Origin of the sequence: Enterococcus mundtii, from assembly GCF_002813755.1 — a bacterium.
In the GTDB taxonomy this organism is placed as follows: domain Bacteria; phylum Bacillota; class Bacilli; order Lactobacillales; family Enterococcaceae; genus Enterococcus_B; species Enterococcus_B mundtii.
Window position 1 is genome coordinate 2,216,062 of sequence record NZ_CP018061.1, and the last position, 18,399, is coordinate 2,234,460.

At 34.3% G+C, this 18,399-nt stretch carries 20 protein-coding genes; 9 read left to right on the top strand and 11 right to left on the bottom strand.

Annotation, left to right across the window (positions count from 1 at the left end):
• Positions 1 to 161: 161 nt before the first annotated feature.
• Entirely contained in the window at positions 162 to 572 is a 411-nt protein-coding gene (locus EM4838_RS10480; protein ID WP_081367467.1) for a hypothetical protein, read from the top strand.
• 13 nt (positions 573 to 585) lie between these two features.
• On the opposite strand, the gene EM4838_RS10485 is transcribed toward EM4838_RS10480, so the two are convergent.
• From EM4838_RS10485 to EM4838_RS10495, 3 genes are read right to left on the bottom strand one after another with little or no spacing between them, the layout of a single operon-like run.
• Positions 586 to 780 carry a hypothetical protein gene (locus tag EM4838_RS10485; protein ID WP_071867891.1) on the bottom strand — a complete coding sequence of 65 codons (195 nt, stop codon included), beginning with the start codon at positions 778 to 780 and terminating at the stop codon, positions 586 to 588.
• A 35-nt stretch (positions 781 to 815) separates the two neighbouring features.
• Complete coding sequence (locus EM4838_RS10490; RefSeq protein ID WP_071867892.1) at positions 816 to 1,223, bottom strand: DUF961 family protein; 408 nt, start codon at positions 1,221 to 1,223, stop codon at positions 816 to 818.
• Positions 1,223 to 1,549 (bottom strand): hypothetical protein, encoded by a 327-nt coding sequence (locus EM4838_RS10495; protein ID WP_071867893.1) that lies wholly within the window; start codon positions 1,547 to 1,549, stop codon positions 1,223 to 1,225. The genes EM4838_RS10490 and EM4838_RS10495 overlap by 1 nt, the downstream gene beginning before the upstream one ends.
• Before the next feature lie 1,223 nt (positions 1,550 to 2,772).
• Here EM4838_RS10495 and EM4838_RS10505 point away from each other — a divergent pair.
• Both EM4838_RS10505 and EM4838_RS10510 read left to right on the top strand, forming a co-directional pair.
• Positions 2,773 to 3,150 (top strand): helix-turn-helix domain-containing protein, encoded by a 378-nt coding sequence (locus tag EM4838_RS10505; RefSeq protein WP_071867894.1) that lies wholly within the window; start codon positions 2,773 to 2,775, stop codon positions 3,148 to 3,150.
• 28 nt (positions 3,151 to 3,178) lie between these two features.
• Positions 3,179 to 3,640 carry an ImmA/IrrE family metallo-endopeptidase gene (locus EM4838_RS10510; protein ID WP_071867895.1) on the top strand — a complete coding sequence of 154 codons (462 nt, stop codon included), beginning with the start codon at positions 3,179 to 3,181 and terminating at the stop codon, positions 3,638 to 3,640.
• A 304-nt stretch (positions 3,641 to 3,944) separates the two neighbouring features.
• Here the strand turns inward: EM4838_RS10510 and EM4838_RS10515 are convergent, their stop codons facing one another.
• From EM4838_RS10515 to EM4838_RS10550, 8 genes are all read right to left on the bottom strand, one after another.
• Positions 3,945 to 5,519: a hypothetical protein gene (locus EM4838_RS10515; RefSeq protein WP_100917275.1), complete on the bottom strand. Its 1,575-nt coding sequence runs from the start codon at positions 5,517 to 5,519 to the stop codon at positions 3,945 to 3,947.
• A 308-nt stretch (positions 5,520 to 5,827) separates the two neighbouring features.
• The gene (locus EM4838_RS10520; protein ID WP_071867897.1) at positions 5,828 to 7,357 is read right to left on the bottom strand and encodes an AAA family ATPase; all 1,530 of its coding nucleotides are present in this window, start codon (positions 7,355 to 7,357) and stop codon (positions 5,828 to 5,830) included.
• Positions 7,358 to 7,359: 2 nt separating this feature from the next.
• Positions 7,360 to 8,628, bottom strand: coding sequence for a hypothetical protein (locus EM4838_RS10525; RefSeq protein ID WP_100917276.1), 1,269 nt, complete (start codon positions 8,626 to 8,628; stop codon positions 7,360 to 7,362).
• A gap of 439 nt (positions 8,629 to 9,067) precedes the next feature.
• On the bottom strand, positions 9,068 to 10,141 hold the full coding sequence (locus tag EM4838_RS10530) for an ABC transporter substrate-binding protein (protein ID WP_071867898.1): 1,074 nt from the start codon (positions 10,139 to 10,141) through the stop codon (positions 9,068 to 9,070).
• Entirely contained in the window at positions 10,138 to 10,968 is an 831-nt protein-coding gene (locus EM4838_RS10535; protein WP_071867899.1) for an ABC transporter permease, read from the bottom strand. Before EM4838_RS10535 ends, EM4838_RS10530 begins: the two co-directional genes overlap by 4 nt.
• Positions 10,965 to 11,771 (bottom strand): ABC transporter permease, encoded by an 807-nt coding sequence (locus tag EM4838_RS10540; RefSeq protein ID WP_071867900.1) that lies wholly within the window; start codon positions 11,769 to 11,771, stop codon positions 10,965 to 10,967. Before EM4838_RS10540 ends, EM4838_RS10535 begins: the two co-directional genes overlap by 4 nt.
• A gap of 11 nt (positions 11,772 to 11,782) precedes the next feature.
• Complete coding sequence (locus tag EM4838_RS10545) at positions 11,783 to 12,868, bottom strand: ABC transporter ATP-binding protein (RefSeq protein ID WP_010734779.1); 1,086 nt, start codon at positions 12,866 to 12,868, stop codon at positions 11,783 to 11,785.
• Positions 12,869 to 12,885: 17 nt separating this feature from the next.
• Positions 12,886 to 13,428: a helix-turn-helix domain-containing protein gene (locus EM4838_RS10550; RefSeq protein WP_019723760.1), complete on the bottom strand. Its 543-nt coding sequence runs from the start codon at positions 13,426 to 13,428 to the stop codon at positions 12,886 to 12,888.
• Positions 13,429 to 13,659: 231 nt separating this feature from the next.
• Here EM4838_RS10550 and EM4838_RS10555 point away from each other — a divergent pair, with 231 nt between their 5' ends.
• From EM4838_RS10555 to EM4838_RS10580, 6 genes are all read left to right on the top strand, one after another.
• Positions 13,660 to 14,649, top strand: a complete 990-nt coding sequence (locus EM4838_RS10555) for an acrylyl-CoA reductase family protein (protein ID WP_071867901.1) — start codon at positions 13,660 to 13,662, stop codon at positions 14,647 to 14,649.
• A complete protein-coding gene (locus EM4838_RS10560; protein WP_071867902.1) occupies positions 14,646 to 15,374 on the top strand; it encodes a phosphopantothenate--cysteine ligase in 729 nt (242 codons plus the stop codon). The genes EM4838_RS10555 and EM4838_RS10560 overlap by 4 nt, the downstream gene beginning before the upstream one ends.
• 13 nt (positions 15,375 to 15,387) lie before the next feature.
• Positions 15,388 to 15,939 carry a phosphopantothenoylcysteine decarboxylase gene (gene coaC, locus EM4838_RS10565; protein ID WP_065095578.1) on the top strand — a complete coding sequence of 184 codons (552 nt, stop codon included), beginning with the start codon at positions 15,388 to 15,390 and terminating at the stop codon, positions 15,937 to 15,939.
• Between the two features lie 16 nt (positions 15,940 to 15,955).
• A complete protein-coding gene (locus EM4838_RS10570) occupies positions 15,956 to 16,570 on the top strand; it encodes an ECF transporter S component (protein WP_071867903.1) in 615 nt (204 codons plus the stop codon).
• Positions 16,571 to 16,713: 143 nt separating this feature from the next.
• Positions 16,714 to 17,364 carry an NAD(P)-binding oxidoreductase gene (locus tag EM4838_RS10575; protein WP_071867904.1) on the top strand — a complete coding sequence of 217 codons (651 nt, stop codon included), beginning with the start codon at positions 16,714 to 16,716 and terminating at the stop codon, positions 17,362 to 17,364.
• Between the two features lie 2 nt (positions 17,365 to 17,366).
• The gene (locus EM4838_RS10580) at positions 17,367 to 18,353 is read left to right on the top strand and encodes an NAD(P)H-quinone oxidoreductase (protein ID WP_071867905.1); all 987 of its coding nucleotides are present in this window, start codon (positions 17,367 to 17,369) and stop codon (positions 18,351 to 18,353) included.
• Positions 18,354 to 18,399 lie beyond the last annotated feature (46 nt).

Sequence of the window (18,399 nt, forward strand, 5' to 3'; positions counted from 1 at the left end):
TGATTTTTTATTTACATCTACTATTCTATACTTATATATAAATTGTTATTTTTTATTTTTATCCATTTAAAAATACACATTTTGAACAGTGTAACATTATTGTAAAAATACTAGTCATAAAGTGTGTTTTTAGTATCATAATCGTGAAAGGAGTACCAAATATGAAAAAATTAGGACCAATTTCTATATTATTAATCGTTATTATATCGATCGTTTTTGTCATTGAATACAAAAATTTAACTGTCAGAGACGTATCTTCCCAAACAGTAGTTTCCGAAAATGTTGAAATTGATACTTTACCATCTGAAAAAGATTTACTAAAACACGAAGGCAAAGATATTCAACTACTAGGAACCTATCAAATTTCAACAGTAAATTTTAATACCCAAAATGTCTTACTAACAAATAGTGACGGAAAAACTCTTACTTTCCCCATCACGATTACTGATAAGGAGAAAAATCTTTTCTGCATACCTGCAATTCTTTATTCACCTAGTGATTTAAAAATTGCTGACACTATAGGTTTAGCAGAAAAGAATAAACAATATTTTGCTTATCACTCAACTGAATGAAAATTAAACTGACTTAACCAAGTACTAAGCAACATTGTACTTGGTTATCTTTTTCTATATAGGTACGTTTCAATTTTTTAAAATGTTTCATTGATCCTAACAAATTTAATTTCTGTTTTTGTGTCATCTGCCATGCAGAAATTAATTCACTAACAGATACTTTCGTTTTATGTTTACTCTTTAACCAATTGACAATTTGATCTTCCAAAAAAATTCCCTTCCCTTTTTAAAAATATGATTTTACTACTTACTTTCTTGTTTTTCTTTCGCTGGTTGTGCTGGAGCATTTGACGTTGCACCTCCAACTTTTCTAATTCCCGCTGATCGAATTTTAAACGCTTGTTCAGATTGAACAGAATTATTGTAGCCTTCGTACGTACTTAACCAAGCTCGTGCAGTAATATGCCCTGTCAGTTCAATTTCATCGTCATATTCAATACCTTTCACTTCATAGTCTGGCGAAATTGCTATTTCTACTTGATCGTTCAATTTTTCAGAATAGATCGTTACACGTTGCTCTCTTGCAACATCAGTGACTTTATTTTCTGTGTCACGCTCAAAAATTGTTTCAACTTCTAAAAAATTCATTTTGCCAAAAGTTCCAGCAACATCAAAATTTTCAATCACATTGTCTTTAAAGTTTAATCCCATTATTTATTACCTCCTAAAACTTCTAAACGTCTCGCATACACAACTAAATCTAATGATCTGCTATTTCCAATATTGTTTCGTTTCGCACTAATGCGAACAACAGGATCAATCAAACGGATTTCTTCACGACCAGTAAATGATTGGGAGTTTCTTAGTCCTGGAACGAAGATTTCAAAATCACGTTGTTCAGCACTTGATGCAGAAAATACACGTCCTCTTACTGGACTGCCATTCACATACATATCTCGTTCCATACGAAACACTGCTTTAATTTTTTTACCTAATTGTTTTTCGTTCAATGCAATTTCTTGAACACGATTTGCCATATTTTGTTCCTTCTTTCAATATTTTTATAATTTATTTTGCTTGTATTCCTTTAAAAACAAAAAAACACAACTAGAATGTTCTAGCCATGCAACTTAAGAGATATAATTCAAATTAAAGTTAACTGTTTTTTTCAGAAAAACTATTTTCCATTATTATAAAACACTAACTTTAAAAATTTAGTGATTCTTTATTCATGGTAGTAGAATGTGCATACTGCTAATAATAACTTAAAAGTTCACTTTCACTATGAAATAAGCCATTATCCATTCGTTTCATAGAATCAATTCTTCAACGTGCTAACGATCATTAATCGTATCACGGCACGTTACTAGACCTACCATATACGGTGTACAACACTCCTCCTTTTGCCAAGCCTCAACAAAACCTTTTAATGATTTTGCTTCAGCAATTATTTTCAACGTGTCCTCACGACATGGTTATAGAAAATAATCAGACTCTTTAAGTATAGCTACCCTTCCATTGTTAAGCGGAAATTACTCCAATGTTTTCAATGCCCTAACTTACTTGTAGTCAAAACGGAAAACCTAGTCCTTAATAATAGCTAGAAACCTTCTATCTCAAATCATCTTTGACATGGCTCTATTTACAGATTCCATTGCCACCTTGCAAACCATTCAACGGCTGGCTTACTCCACCTCATCAAGACTTACAACCTCAAGTAAAAATATCTCTCTTGTATTATTCCTGCAAATCCCTTAGAATGAAATTGTCTAGATTTATTCTGAGTGTTTGTGGAACAGAAATTTATTTTTCTTTTCGCGAACGCTTTTTTTGTTTATTAGTTTTAAGGCATTTTGCCTTATTAGAATATCCGAATATACGGATACTCTAATAAAACAAAATATCTGTTGTCTTAGATATTTTCAAAACCAAATTTTTTTGCAAAAAATTGTTCATTAACTCTACCTTTTGAGGTAAGCAATCCTTGTTATTCAAGTTCACTATTTAATCCTTTGATAATCCCATAGGCTTTTGTTTTAGAACAATCCATTAGTTTTGAAATATCATCAGCTGTTAAAAATTTAATATTTATATAACAAAAACACTTCTTAAATAATTTTAATAACGTTTTTTACGTTTTTATCGTATAACGTATTTTACCTTTTGTCAAACTAAAAATATACGATTATTACATTTTTTAGCTTTTCCAATCAAATCACACGTATTTTAATGATATTATCGATAAAAAGAGGTGGAAATAATGGCATTTTCCGATAAATTAAAAGAGCTCAGAAAGAGTAAAGGAATAAAACAAAGTGACTTAGCCAAAGCGCTATATTTAAGGCAAAGTTCTATTAGTGATTATGAAAATAATCGATCAACGCCTAATCCAGATACTTTAAAGAAAATAGCAGAATATTTTAATGTATCCGCTGATTATCTACTAGATATAGCTCCTAAAGAAAAAGATAAATTAGATTACGCTTTAGAAAGTGCAATAGAAGAATTGAAAAACGAAAATACTTTGTTGTTTATGAAAGATGGGGATATAGATGAGGAAACAGCTCGTTTACTCAAAATCTCCATGAAGAATGCGATACGAACTGTAGATGACATGCAAAATAAAAAGCATCAATAGAGTTAATGCTGTAAGAGGTGTATTCATATTGGATATTTATTTAAGAATTAAAAAGAAAGTATATGATATTATCAACCAGTACTCAACTAATGATCCTAAATCAATTGCGGATCTGCTAGGGATTATTACTTTAAAATCAGATTTAGGATCAGTTGAGGGCTTTCTTCAGGAATATAAGCACAATTACATAATCCATCTAAATACATCCATTGAAGAAAAAACTAAACAAGATAGAATTTTAGCACATGAATTAGGACATTATTTCCTACACAGACATCTCAATATATTTAAACTGAGTACTCATAGTTTAGCTTTTGAATCTTCTTTAGAACATGAAGCAGATATTTTCTCTTGCGAATTACTACTTAACGATCAAATGTTAGAAGAAGAGTTCAATTACATACAAGGTAAGAATCTTACTGAATTAGCAGCTTTTTTTAATGTGGATTATGAAGTTGTTAAGATAAAATATGATTTATTTTTTCAATAAACTAATAGTATATCTCCATCTGTTTAAGATATAAAGTATTCTCCTTGGATTCAATGTCAGAAAAAGCATTGATTTTCTAGTATATAAACTAGTTTAAATCAATACTTTTTATCTTTTATTTTTCATATCACTACTTACAATAAAACATCATTCCTAAAGAATTCATCTATAGTAACTTCCAAGAAATTCATTAACCCATTGTATCCCAAAAATTCTATTTAGTTATCTGAACCTTCACTCCTTCTTGTTAGTAGGATACACTAATTATAAGCTATACTATTCAAAATTATTATTATTTTTCTTTCTAGCTTTTCGCTCTATCAACATCATTTTCAGATTCTAAATCCTTTATTGTTCTATCTTGAGCTGGCATTAACCTAGTTAGATTTTCAGTAGCTAATTTTACACCGGTTACATCTATTCCCTTAAGAACTGACTGTATATTTCCTAGATCACCAATGGTTTGCTTCATTACACTTGTATCAAATCCTTGCATAGCTGACATTGTACTAGCTAAGTTTTCAGTAGCTAATCTTATGCCTGTTAAATCCATTCCTTTAAGACCTGACGTTGCCTTTCCTAAGTTACCAATGGTTTGCTTCATTACACTTGTATCAAATCCTTGCATGGCTGACATTGTACTAGCTAAGTTTTCAGTAGCTAATCTTATGCCTGTTAAATCCATTCCTTTAAGACCTGACGTTGCCTTTCCTAGGTTACCAATGGTTTGCTTCATTACACTTGTATCAAATCCTTGCATGGCTGACATTGTACTAGCTAAGTTTTCAGTAGCTAATCTTATGCCTGTTAAATCCATTCCTTTAAGACCTGACGTTGCCTTTCCTAGGTTGCCAATGGTTTGCTTCATTACACTTGTATCAAATCCTTGCATGGCTGACATTGTACTAGCTAAATTTTCAATGTCTAAATTTACACCGGTTAAATCTATTCTATTCAATTTATTTCCAACATATCCTTCAATATCATCCGCCATATTACTAAGTTCATCATCATTAAAGTTCCCAGATAATATTTTTTGAAAAGCCTCCTCCAATTGCCGTATATACAATTTTAACTTCTTTACCAAGTCTTTATATACGGTCTCTGTTATCTCTTTATTGTGACCCACAATATTTCTACCTTCTCTAATCAGTTTCATGTCTTTTTGAATTTCTTCTAATTCAATATCTATATACTCACTAAATATTTCTTCCCATAAAGAATAGGGTTCTGATATCCTAAAAGATTTCTCTTGAAATAAACTCACTAGCTTTTCTGGTGACATCTCTTTAAATCGTATGGTATTACTTTCCTCACCAGCAATCTTTATATAATTTTCTCCAAAAAGATATTCTTCAAAATCAAACAAATCCATCAATTGTAAAAGGTTTTTTTTGTCAAATCCCCCTCTTTCTTTTTTTTTCATTAATGAAATTTCTTTTTCGGAAAATGTATTTTCTATCCAGTCGTCTGAAAAATGCGCTGGGGACACCAAGTAAATTAATTTTCTTAGAGACCATTCGTAACTATGCAAATAAGGTAATAATTTTTTTGAAAAAAACAAAGAATTTGTATCAAGCAAGGTTGTATGACCCAACTGTGCTTTACTTGCTTTTATATTTAGTTCATTTAAAAAATTTTGAAATACACATACTTCTTTTATTCCTATTCTACCTGATTTATTATATTTAAAAGTTACATGTAGTGAACTATTGTAGGATATAACATCAAAGCTAAATCTTAATTTTTTTCCTTTAACTTCATAATAAAGAAAATTTTCTTTTTCATAAAAAGATATAATTTCTTTGAATATTTTTTCAATATCTTCATCTGATTTTTTTTTCAAATAATATAAATATTCAACTATCTGACTACTCATTTCTACCCTCCATTAGTAAAATTATAAATACACGAATAGGCTTTAAAATATAATTTTATATTATGATTGCTGAAAAATAATTTTTCAAAGTATACCTTATTAATATCGATTTTATTTTCTTAATATCAAATAAAATATATTTAAAATCTATACTCGACTTGTTGTCTTATCATTAATAATACGTTCAAAAGAGATAAATTATTATTAGAGCTTTGTTTTAGTAATATAAAGACAGATAGATCAAGTTAACTTCATTATTTAGTTTCTATTTTTAATCCACTATTATTCCATTGAGAAATATTTTACATTTACTTTTTTTGAAAGAACTCATTAAAAATAATATCCTCAATTTGCCTTTTAATATTTCTCAAATTGTTGTTCACAACTAATTTTTTTAAATCAGAAGATAAATAATCTAAATTTAAATCAAAAAGATATTTACTATTAAGATCTGATATCAATTTTTCAGCAGTACTATTTATATATTCTAATTTCTCATCTACAGTTAAAATCTTAAAATTATAAGTCATATCAAATCTTGATTTAAGAGGTTCAGGTATTCGTTCTTTATATTGTTTCTCAGTCATATTTGAGGTAAAAATAATTATATATCCCTCTAAATCATGTTCTTTTCCATGACGGTCAGTAAATTTACCGTCTTCTAATAATTCGTAGAAAAAATTATAAACACTTGGTGTCGCTTTTTCAAATTCGTCAATAAGTATAACTTTAGAGTTCGAGATAATCATTTTATTTATTAACTCCCCTCCTTCTTCACTTCCTACGTATCCAATTGGCGAACCTATTAAACTATTTAAAACTCCCTCAGTAGAATAGTTTCCAAAGTTTATTTTTATCAAAGGGTTCCCAGGATATATTGCCTCAGAAGTAATCTTAGCAAACTCTGTTTTTCCAATACCAGATTCACCACAAATAAGAATTGATAATATTTTTCTCTGTTTTAATTCCTTTAGATATGAAAATTTCAAAAAATTACGTCTGAAATCTTTTTTAAATTCTTCATGTCCGATTAATTTTGAAGTTATTAAATCTAGAATTTCATTGTAGTTTTTTTTCTCTATTTTAGATTGTTTTTCGTCAAAAACTTCAGATGATTCTTCAGAAATATTTTTAGTAGTCTCAAAAAACAGTGGAAATATCTCCATAGCATATTGTTTAAATGAACTCTCTATTGTAAAAAATATACTTTTCGATTTCATAATTTTTCTAAATAAAATTTCATATTGTAAAGCCCAATAATCTCTAACTTTTAAAGTTCTTATTGCAGAAGTTATATCAACATATAAGATATTCTTTGAACCCAATAATTTTTTTATCTTATCAGTATTATATTGAAGTGAAACCCCATTATCTTCATCAATTAAATTGGAAATATATATCGCTTTTTGTTGATTTATAAAATTAAGCATAGTTGTATTATTTTCATACATATATAATACATTTGGCTTAACTGTTTCTAACAGTTCAATAGTAGAATTAATATCTGTTTCACCTACATAATTATAGTTAATTTTGTCATCATCAATAAGCATTGGATATTTTATTTTAAAATCATCTAGTAAGTCACTTTGCAAACTAAAATGAATATTATCTGAAGTATCTAATAAAACTGTTAAATACCTTTCGCAAAATAAATCATTTAAACTACTATCTCTAATTAAGATCGTAATATCAATAACTAAAGAGTTATAGTTCATTCCATATAAATTGTTTATATTTTCACATTCATTTAAAAGACGAGAAAAGCTATAGAATTTATAATTCTTCATATCTTTTTTCATTTGATTTATATTTTTAATATCATAAATATAGAGCATAATTAATCATCCTTACCAATATTAAGTTCTTGGATTATCGCAACAACATCTATCAAATGAAATGTTCCTTCTAGCTTATTGTATTTAAATGTAAATGGGTTATTTTCTTCTTGAACATTACTAGGAGTTAAAAGTGTCCCTTTCGTTTCTGATCCCTTCTTCATTTGGTTCATAGTTAACTCTAAGAATTTTGAAGATGTACTATCCTTAACTCCAAAATCTATTTCACCTCGATATATACCTATTATACTTAAATTACCCAACTGTAAATCGTAATGATGATAACCATTTTCAAAGTTTTCATTATCCTTGTAAGGTAGTTGTATTATATATTCTTTTTCGTCTTCCTCAAATTGATAATCAATAGTAAAATCATCTAGCATTCTATCCATCATTTTATTTAAATTAAGCTCTAAATTTTCATCAGAATCAGCTTTTAAATTGCTATCTTGTAATATGCTTAATAATAGAGCCGTATCATTGATATTTAATTGTTGCAATTGGACATTCTTAAATAAAACTATTCCACCTGTTTTAATATTTTTTTTAGTATTCAAGTTAGAGTTTCTATATTGTATATCTTCACTTTGATTTACTATATCGTAAATTTTTCTAAGCATAATTGATTTGGTCGTTTTGACATCAAAATTTTCGTACACTCTTCTCTTAGAACTTTCTTCTTTGGAATACCCTGCATCAATATTGGCTTTCTCCAATTTCAATGAACTTTTACTGTTGTATTTTAGTAATTCTTCTGAAATCTGTTCTCTCTCAATCGACCTCATGATTTTATTATCTAATAGCATAACTATTTCATGCATCTTAGGGGTATTAACATAAAACAAATTAAATAAGTTATGATTTTTATTTTCTATGCTCTTTTTTGTTAAATTGATTTTTCTAATAGATGAATGAACTATGATATTTATTAGAATAAATGCAATAGTCCCACTAAAAAAAATTTCGAGATTCCTATTTATTATAATATTAATAAAAATATTTTTTTGATACATAAACATTAATAGTATAGAAAATAATAAAGATGAAGACATTAAGATCTTAGAAATTTTCAAATCAAGAACTTTATTTATCATAGTATAAAATATATAGATTACTAAGATAGAAAGTGGCCAAACATATCCTAAAGCAGATTTTGTTAAGTTATTATATACTACACCTAATATTATAGTCATAATTAATGAATAGGTAAGAAAATTACATATGACTCCAAAGAAATCTAATGTTATTATATTGTTTTTCATTTTTTTCAAAGTAACTACCTCCAACCCCACCTACTTAATATTTCTTTTGTATTATAACATGTTAGTTTAATGTATCTCTATATTGGTTTACTCTATCATCTTATATTATGTTACTTAATTCACTTTAATTTGTTCATAATGCGTTCCCAAATAGACATAGAGAAAAAATTCAAGATTATCTCTTTTTTATCTAACACCAATATTATCATATGTACCTATTTAAAATTAGTTACAAAAATATCATAAAGGATAGTATAAAATCCTTATTATATCAGTATTTTATTTAATTTTACTTTGGTAGAAAATCACTGGTAGAAAAAATAAAATAACGCAAAAAAAGCACCTAAAAAGGCGCTTTTGGTAGAAATTTGGAAAACTGAGCTTTCAAAAGTACGTAAACAAAGGTTTTGGTTCCTTGAGTTTTTCCCAGTTTTATTGAGTTTTGCTATCATTTCCGATACATCTTAAACTCTAAGAATAAATCATTATAGATTCCTAAGTATTCCGAACCGAGATTTTCGTAAACTTCAAGATGCGAAATCGTTTCATCCGATGGATAAAATTGTTCATCTTCGGAGATTTCTTTTGGTAGCAATGCTTTGGCAGCTTTATTTGGTGTGGAGTAGCCGATGTATTCTGCATTTTGGGCGGCATTCTCCGGATCGAGCATGAAGTTGATGAAATCATACGCACCTTCTTGGTTTTTAGCTGTTTTCGGCATGACGATATTATCAAACCAAAGATTTGAGCCTTCTGTTGGGATCACATAATGTAAATGTTCATTTTCATACATCATATCTGCCGCTTCACCTGAGAAAGTCACAGCTGCTGATGCCTCTTCGTTGATCATATACATTTTGATCTCATCTGCAACGATTGCTTTGACATTTGGCGTCATTTTATTCAATTTTTGAGCTGCTTCGTTTAGTTCGGTCATGTCTTTGCTATTCAAAGAATACCCTAAACTATTCAAAGACAAGCCCATCACTTCTCTTGCTCCATCAATCAACATCAAGCTGTCTTTCAATTCTGGTTTCCAAAGGTCATCCCAGTGCTTGATTTCTTCTTCATTGAACACTTTATCGTTATACACGATACCCAGTGTTCCCCAGAAATAAGGAATCGAATATTTATTATCAGGATCGAAATCCAAATCCAAGAAACGATCATCGATATTGTTCAAGCCTTTGATCTTACTATGATCTAAAGGCATAACAAGTTTTTCTTCAATCATTTTTTGGATCATGTATTCACTAGGAATAGCAATGTCGTAATTGGTTCCACCCTGTTGTATCTTAGTAAACATGGCTTCGTTCGAGTCAAATGTTTCGTAATTCACTTTATAACCGGATTCTTGTTCAAATTTTGTGATTAAACTAGGATCGATGTAGTCCCCCCAGTTATAGATGGTCACAATTTTCGCGCCGCTCATTCCGCTCGCTTTTTCTAATTGTCGAACACTGACAAGCAATACACCAATGATCAAGATAATACCGATCAGCAAAGACTGTAATTTTTTCATCGTAAACGAGCCACCTCCTCACGGTTGCGGCGATTTTTTCTCAATCGTTTTGGTCGGTTTTCTTTACTGATAAAGTAGTAACCGATCACTAATACCATCGAGAATAGGAAGACAAGTGCGCTCAATGCGTTGATCTCTAAGCTGATTCCCTGCCGCGCTCTTGAATAGATTTCAACGGATAAAGTAGTAAAGCCGTTCCCTGTCACAAAGAAAGTAACTGCAAAATCGTCCAAAGAATACGTGAATGCCATGAAATAACCGGCAATGATTCCTGGAGATAAAAACGGTAAAATGATATTTTTTACGACTTGGAAATTATTCGCCCCTAAATCTCTCGCAGCATCCACCATCGAATCGTTCATTTCTTGCAATTTTGGTAAGACCATTAAAACAACGATAGGGATACTAAAAGCGATATGGGAAAGCAAGACACTTTGAAAGCCTAACCCAAAGCCAATTAGCGTAAAGAAAATCAAAAAACTCGCACCGATGATCACATCGGGAGAAACAAGTAAAATATTGTTCATGCTCAATAGCGCCGTTCGTGCTTGTCGTTTTTTCGTGTAATAGATCCCCATCGCGCCAAATGTCCCGATGATCGTTGCAATCAAAGCCGATAAGAACGCCAGCATAAATGTATTCAATACGATGATGATCAGTCGTGTATCCTCAAATACCGCTTGATAATTCTCCCAAGTAAAGCCGGTAAAGCTGTTCATCGTTCCGCCTTCATTGAAGGAATAAAAAATCAAATAAAAAATCGGTAAATACAATAATAGAAAGACAACTGTTAGATAGAGATACGACCATTTGAATTTTTTTCTCATGAGCGACCTCCTTTTTTCTTCTCACCAGTTAGTAACATCACAACGAACATAGCAATGATCAAAATCACGCCGATCGTTGAACCCATGCCCCAATTTTGCGTCACTAAGAAATGCTGTTCGATCGCTGTACCTAGCGTGATCACTCGATTTCCGCCAATCAAACGTGTCAACATGAAAAGCGATAGTGAAGGAATGAAAACTGCTTGTACCCCACTTTTCACGCCATTCAACGACAAAGGAAAAATCACTCGGCGAAATGTTTCAAAATTACTTGCTCCTAGATCTTTACTAGCACTCAATAACGAAGGGTTCATTTCTTCTAACGCGTTAAAAATCGGCATGATCATGAAAGGAATCTCGATATATGTCGCTACGAATAAGAAGCTAAAATCAGTAAATAAAATCTGTTGCGGGCCAATGCCGACAAACTCGAAAAAGTGGTTGACACTTCCATGGATACTGAAAATCCCGATAAAGGCATATGCTTTCAGCAATAAATTGACCCATGTCGGTAAAATGATCAACATCAACCACAATTGCTTATGTTTCAATTTCGTTAAAAAGTAAGCTGTTGGATAGCTGATCAACAATGTGAATAATGTAATCAAGTACGCATACCATACCGAATTGATCGTCATGGCGATGTAAGTTCCTGAAGTAAAGTACGCAGCATAATTGCTTAATGTAAACTGACCACTCATATCAAAAAAAGATTGATAGATGATCATCAAAACAGGCGCAATCACAAATAATCCAAGCCACAAAACATAAGGGATGGAATAGATCCTACGCATTGTTCTCATATTCTCTCCCCCTATTCTTCGTAGCTTTCCAAACGTGCGTCGAAGTCTTCTTCTGACTCATTGAAACGCATGACGTGGATGTCTTCTGGTTCAAAGGCTAAACCGACTTGACTCCCTTCGCGTGCTTTTTTCGTTGAGTGGACCATCCATTCATTTTGTTGCTCATCATAGCAAATGATCTCATAATGGACACCACGAAATAGTTGAGTGTCAACTGTCACGACTAATTTCCCTTTATCCGGTGTTGTGATCGTTAAATCCTCTGGACGAAGCACGACTTCAACTGGTTCATTGACGCGCATCCCACCATCGACACACTCAAATTGTTTGCCAACAAACTCAACCAAGTTATCTTCAATCATCACGCCATTGACGATATTGCTTTCACCAACAAAATCTGCCACGAAATGATTGATTGGTTCATCATAAATATCCACAGGGGTACCACTTTGAACGATTTTCCCTTTGTTCATCACAAAAATCTCATCACTCATTGCTAACGCTTCTTCTTGATCATGCGTCACAAAAATAAAGGTGATCCCTAAACGTTGTTGTAGTTCGCGCAACTCATATTGCATATCTGTACGTAACTTTAGATCCAAGGCTGATAACGGTTCATCCAATAACAAGACTTTCGGCTCATTGACGATAGCTCGCGCGATGGCCACCCGTTGGCGTTGTCCCCCTGACATCTCGCTGATCTCCCGCGTTTCATATCCAGGTAATTGCACCATACGTAATGCGTCTTTGACCTTTTTTTCGATTTCTGATTTAGGCATTTTTTTGATTTTCAATCCAAATGCAACATTATCAAATACATTCATATGAGGAAATAAGGCGTAATCTTGGAAAACCGTATTGACTTGGCGCTTATTCGCCGGTAGATCGTTTAGGCGCTTTCCTTCAAAATAAATATCTCCTTCGGTTGCTTCCGTAAATCCTGCAATGATTCGTAAAATCGTTGTTTTCCCACAACCAGAAGGCCCCAACAATGTATAAAATTTCCCTTGTTCGATCTCAAAACTGACATTCTTCAAAATTGTTTCATCATCATAGCTTTTTACGACTTGATCGAATGATATGATTGGTTTTCCCACTTTTTCTGCCCCCTATATTACAAGTATGATTCGGTTGCGACGATCAATACCTTAGTTTGTTTGTTTTGATGATTGCGTAATTGATGGTGTGTCGTTGCCTGATAGTACATCGATTGACCTTTTTTTGCTACATACTCTCGTTCGCCCAAGCTTAGCGCGATCTCTCCTTCTAAGACAAAGATAAATGTCTCTGAAAGTGAAGGTTCAAAGGTTTTATATTCACCAGCTGTATCGAATGTCAATAAAACTGGTTCCATTTCTTTTTCGTTGGAATCTGTCACTAACCATTCCAGTTCATAACCATTTTCCTCATCATAATAGACCGTTCGATCTTCTTTCGTATAAACGATTTGAAGGTTGGGTGTTTCTTGATGAAAAAAAGCTTCTGGGGTAACTCCTAACACTTCAAGGATAGAGAAAAATGTTTCCATCGATGGCGAACTTAAATCCCGCTCAAGTTGTGAGATATAGCCTTTTGATAAATCTGTACGCTCCCCTAATTCTTCTTGTGTCAAATTTTTTTGGATACGCAGATTTCGTAACTTCTCACCAATTTCCATTTGTCACTGTCCCCCCTATGAGAAGTTTTCTAATAGTAAACTCCAAGTTTACTACCACCTGTATTAGTATACAAATTTCCGCTGAAAAAACAACCCTTTTGCTTGAATTTCCTTTGTACTTTTTCGGGTATCTCAACTTTTTTTTAGAAGAAATTAATCAGCAAACTACTAGAAAATGAAACGCTTTATGGTATGATTAAGGAAAATTTTGAAAGGAGTACCTTCTATCTAATGAATACATTCAAACAGTTTCAAGTAAACAACGAGCCTACTTTTCATACAAGCATCGTTGACAAAGAATTTCCTGAGCTGACTAATAATGAAGTTTGGGTAAAAATCGCCTACTCGGATGTCAATTATAAAGATGCGTTAGCTTGTAGTGAACATGGCCAAGTGATTCGTCACTATCCAATGACTCCCGGGATTGATTTTTCTGGTGTCGTCATGAAAAGCTTGGACAAACGATTTCAACCAGGAGATCAAGTTCTAGCAACCGGCTATGGGTTGGGTGTTAGTCAACCTGGAGGCTATAGCGATTACCAGAAAGTATCTGGGGATTGGCTCGTCCCTCTTCCAGAAACGATGAGCCTACGTCAGGCAATGGTTTTAGGCACCGCTGGTTTGACTGCTGCACTTTGCGTGAATGCTTTACTTACCCAAGGAATGAAAGCAGAGGACAAAGTGATCGTCACTGGCGCCTCGGGCGGAGTGGGTAGTGTGGCAATTGCGATGTTGCATAAAATGGGCTTTCAGCAAATCACCGCATTTTCCCGCAAAGAAGAAGCAAAAACTTGGCTACAGAAACTAGGGGCGACTCAAGTCGTTCATCCAGAAGCCTTTCTACCAGAAAAAAATAAACCCTTAGATAAACAACAAGTCGATTATGTGATCGATACTGTTGGGGGCGAACAGCTCACACGATTATTGCCTTTGATTGCTTATGATGGCGCAGCTGCTCTTTGCGGCAATGCGGGTGGCATCAAATTGACAACAACAGTGTTACCTTTTATTTTACGCAATATCCAGTTGATCGGGATTGATTCAGTCAATGTCCCACATGAGAAACGCTTGAATATCTGGCAACAACTAGCGGACCTATCTGTAACAGATCATTTAGTCGTCAACGAGATCACCTTAGATCAATTGGAAGAAACGACCAAAAAAATCCTTGATGGGACACACCAAGGAAGAACACTTGTCACTGTAGGTGAAACAATATGAAGGTATTGATCACCGCTGGTGGCACAAGCGAACGAATCGACCAAGTCCGCTCGATTACAAATCATTCGACTGGACGATTGGGCCAAGCAATCGCAGAAGCCTTTCTGGCTCACGAGACGGTGAGAATCGACTACGTGACGACACGATCTGCTGTAAAACCTACTGCTTCTGAGCATTTGAAGATCCATCTTATCGAATCTACTCAAGACTTATTGACTACATTAGAACGATTGATGCAAGAAAATACCTATGATGCCATTATCCATAGCATGGCAGTTAGTGATTTCACACCAGCTTTCAGTCTTTCTGAACAACAGTTTGCTGAGCGCTTGAATAAAGAGGCGTTGACTCCTGGTTCACTGCCTTCATGGTTTGCAGAAACAGAACGGACCGCTAGTAAAGAAGCAAAGATTTCATCTGATACGGACTATCTATTTTTGACCTTGAAGAAAACACCGAAGATCATTCGTTCGTTACGCCAATGGCAACCAAATGCTGTTATCGTTGGTTTTAAATTATTAGTCGATGTCTCGAAAGACCACTTATTAGAAGTAGCTAAAAAAAGTTTGATCACCAATCAAACCGATTATATTTTGGCCAACGACTTGACTCAAGTCAGTGAAACACACCATCATGGCTATTTATTATCTAAAAATGGAGAAGTCATAGAAGCCGATACCAAGCAAGAGATTGCGCAATGTATCGTCACTGCGATTCTAGAATAAGGAGGAATTCATGATGAAAAAAATCCTATTAGGTGTATCTGGCAGTATCTCTGCTTATAAAAGCGCAGATATCACAAATCAACTGGTCAAACTCGGTTATCAAGTCGACGTCATCATGACACAAAGTAGCACCAAATTTATTACACCTTTAACATTGCAATCCCTCTCAAAGCGTGCTGTCCACACGGATGTCATGCAAGAAAATGATCCTTCAGTCATCAACCATATCGAGCTAGCTAAGCAAGCTGATTTATTTCTGATCGCACCGGCTACCGCGAATATTATCGGAAAACTCGCAAATGGTCTAGCGGATGATCTATTGTCCACTGTCGCCATGGCACTATTACCAGAAACACCAAAATTGATTGCACCGGCGATGAATACTAATATGTACCAACATCCGATCAATCAAAGGAATCTAACGACGTTAAAAGAAATCGGTTATCAAGAGATTGAACCTAGAGAATCCCTCTTAGCTTGTGGCGATTACGGAAAAGGTGCTTTAGCGGATAACCAAATCATTATCGACCAAGTCACACTTCTGCTGAATCAGAGGTCGGTCTAGTATCTAAGGAGTTATGATGAAAAATACCAAGAACTTTACTTTAACTGCTATGTTTTTAGCAATCATGATTTTACTCGCTGTCACACCTCTCGGCTTTATCCCGATTGGTCCGATCAATGCGACAACGATGCATATCCCGGTCATCGTCGCTTCGATTGTTTTAGGTCCACGACTAGGTGCGTTTCTAGGTGGCACATTTGGTATGATCAGTCTGATTCGCAGTACGTTCATACCAACACCCTTGTCTTTTGTTTTCTCACCGTTTATTCCAGTGATCGGCACAGATCAAGGAAGTTGGAAAGCGTTGATCATTGCCTTGATACCAAGGATCTTGATTGGTGTTGTTCCTTATTTCGTTTATAAAGGCATACAGAAATTGACGAAAAACAAAGTGAATCCACTTTCGTTGTTTCTTGCTGGGATTGCTGGTTCTCTTGTCAATACGATCTTAGTGATGAACTTGATCTATTTTCTATTCCAACAAGATTATGCACAGGTTCTTGGCACGAATATCAATGCAGTCTATTCCGCAGTTTTAGCAGTCATCTTTACTAGTGGCGTGCCAGAAGCAATCGTCGCTGGTTTAGTCACAGCTGCGGTATCTACCGTTTTACTACGAATGATTCGTTAATGATCGGATTGAAAAACCAAAAAAGAGTGATGCGGTATGCTAGCTCTTTTTTGGTTTTTTTGTTGATAAGTGTTTAGTCCTGAATTTTTTATCTTTTGGTGTTACCATGATTGATACAGATATGTAGCGAAAGGATGAAGAAAATGAATATTTTTGTAGTAGGAGCAAACGGACAAATCGGGCGTCATTTGATCCAAAAACTCGGAACAACCGAACATCAAGTTTACGCGGGTGTACGAGATGTTGCCAACCAAGCGATTTATGATGAAGAAAATATCGCCTATGTTCCCTTTGATTTAACTTGGTCTTCAGAAAAAATGGCGGAAGCCTTTCAAGAGAGTGAACTTGTCATCTTTGCTGCTGGTTCTCAAGGAAAAAATCTTTTACAAGTTGATTTAGACGGCGCAATCAAAACAATGATTGCAGCAGAGCAAGCAAATATCTCTCGTTATTTGATGATCAGTGCGGCTTTTGCGGATAACCGTGAAAAATGGCCTGAGTCAATGACTGATTATTATATTACCAAATATTATGCAGACGAATGGTTGAAAAATCAGACATCATTAGATTATGTCATATTACAACCTGTAGCTTTGACGAACGACGATGAGGTCACTTCGATCCAATTGACCAAACCAGACGAAAAACCAGCTCAATCGATTACCAGAAAAACGGTAGCAGAAGTTTTAGCAGCGTTAGTGGATCAACCAAACATCTCAAAAACAACTGTTGTTCTATCTGAAGGATCAGCTACAGTATCGGACGCCATCAAACAACTTGTTGAGGAGGCTTGATCATGCGTGGAATCTCTATGAAACATCCCGGTTCAGCAGACGTTTTGACTGAAGTGGATGTCCCTAGACCTATTCCAAAAGCTGGGGAGTTATTGTTAAAAGTCCACACCGCTGCGGTCAATCGTACGGATATCATGCGTCGCGAAAATACTGCACTTCAAGCGCCTTACCCTATCTTAGGTGTAGAGGTTGCTGGTGAAGTCATTGAAAATGCAAGTGACCGTTCTGAGTTTTCAACTGGAACGAGAGTCTATGGTTTAGTGAATTTAGGTGGCTACGCAGAATATGCCGTAATCCCAGCAGATCGAGCAATCCTCTTGCCCGATTCCCTTGACTACGTTTCAGCCGCTGGTATCGCTGAAGTTTTCTTAACTGCCTATCAAACCTTGTATTGGTTAGGAAAACTCCAAAAAAATGAGACTGTCTTGATCCATGCTGGTGCAAGTGGTGTTGGTACTGCAGCGATCCAATTAGCCAAACAGTATTCGCAAGCACGCGTCATCGTTACCGCAGGTTCAGCTGAAAAGTTAGCCTTTTGCCAAGAATTAGGCGCAGATGAAATAATCAACTATAAAACGCAAGATTTCGCAGAGGAAGTAAAAAAGATGACTGAGGGGAATGGCGTTGATGTCATCTTAGATTTCGTCGGTGCCTCTTATTGGGAGAAAAATCTGTCATCGATTGCTGTAGATGGTCGCTGGGTCTTGATCGGCACACTAGGAGGCACAACAGTTGAGTCTCTTGACCTAAGATTTTTGTTACAAAAAAGAATCCAATTGATCGGTACGCTATTGACACCAAGAAGTGACGAGTACAAAGCAAAACTGACCCAAGAGTTTATGAAAAACATCGATCCTTATTTTGAAACCGGTGCGATCCGTCCAATCATCGATCGAACCTTTCCATTATCAGAAGCAAAAGAAGCCCATGAATATATGGAAGCCAACAAAAACGTTGGAAAAATCATTTTGACGGTCAGCGAATCTTAAAAAGAGAACCTAGGGCATGCGCCTTAGGTTCTCTCAGATTGTAGAC

Excerpts from the sequence above, each read along its gene's own strand:
- EM4838_RS10480 (WP_081367467.1), top strand. The coding sequence starts at position 162 with ATGAAAAAATTAGGACCAATTTCTATATTATTAATCGTTATTATATCG.
- EM4838_RS10490 (WP_071867892.1), bottom strand. The coding sequence starts at position 1,223 with ATGGGATTAAACTTTAAAGACAATGTGATTGAAAATTTTGATGTTGCT.
- EM4838_RS10495 (WP_071867893.1), bottom strand. The coding sequence starts at position 1,549 with ATGGCAAATCGTGTTCAAGAAATTGCATTGAACGAAAAACAATTAGGT.
- EM4838_RS10505 (WP_071867894.1), top strand. The coding sequence starts at position 2,773 with ATGGCATTTTCCGATAAATTAAAAGAGCTCAGAAAGAGTAAAGGAATA.
- EM4838_RS10515 (WP_100917275.1), bottom strand. The coding sequence starts at position 5,519 with ATGAGTAGTCAGATAGTTGAATATTTATATTATTTGAAAAAAAAATCA.
- EM4838_RS10520 (WP_071867897.1), bottom strand. The coding sequence starts at position 7,357 with ATGCTCTATATTTATGATATTAAAAATATAAATCAAATGAAAAAAGAT.
- EM4838_RS10530 (WP_071867898.1), bottom strand. The coding sequence starts at position 10,141 with ATGAAAAAATTACAGTCTTTGCTGATCGGTATTATCTTGATCATTGGT.
- EM4838_RS10535 (WP_071867899.1), bottom strand. The coding sequence starts at position 10,968 with ATGAGAAAAAAATTCAAATGGTCGTATCTCTATCTAACAGTTGTCTTT.
- EM4838_RS10540 (WP_071867900.1), bottom strand. The coding sequence starts at position 11,771 with ATGAGAACAATGCGTAGGATCTATTCCATCCCTTATGTTTTGTGGCTT.
- EM4838_RS10550 (WP_019723760.1), bottom strand. The coding sequence starts at position 13,428 with ATGGAAATTGGTGAGAAGTTACGAAATCTGCGTATCCAAAAAAATTTG.
- EM4838_RS10555 (WP_071867901.1), top strand. The coding sequence starts at position 13,660 with ATGAATACATTCAAACAGTTTCAAGTAAACAACGAGCCTACTTTTCAT.
- EM4838_RS10560 (WP_071867902.1), top strand. The coding sequence starts at position 14,646 with ATGAAGGTATTGATCACCGCTGGTGGCACAAGCGAACGAATCGACCAA.
- coaC (WP_065095578.1), top strand. The coding sequence starts at position 15,388 with ATGAAAAAAATCCTATTAGGTGTATCTGGCAGTATCTCTGCTTATAAA.
- EM4838_RS10570 (WP_071867903.1), top strand. The coding sequence starts at position 15,956 with ATGAAAAATACCAAGAACTTTACTTTAACTGCTATGTTTTTAGCAATC.
- EM4838_RS10575 (WP_071867904.1), top strand. The coding sequence starts at position 16,714 with ATGAATATTTTTGTAGTAGGAGCAAACGGACAAATCGGGCGTCATTTG.
- EM4838_RS10580 (WP_071867905.1), top strand. The coding sequence starts at position 17,367 with ATGCGTGGAATCTCTATGAAACATCCCGGTTCAGCAGACGTTTTGACT.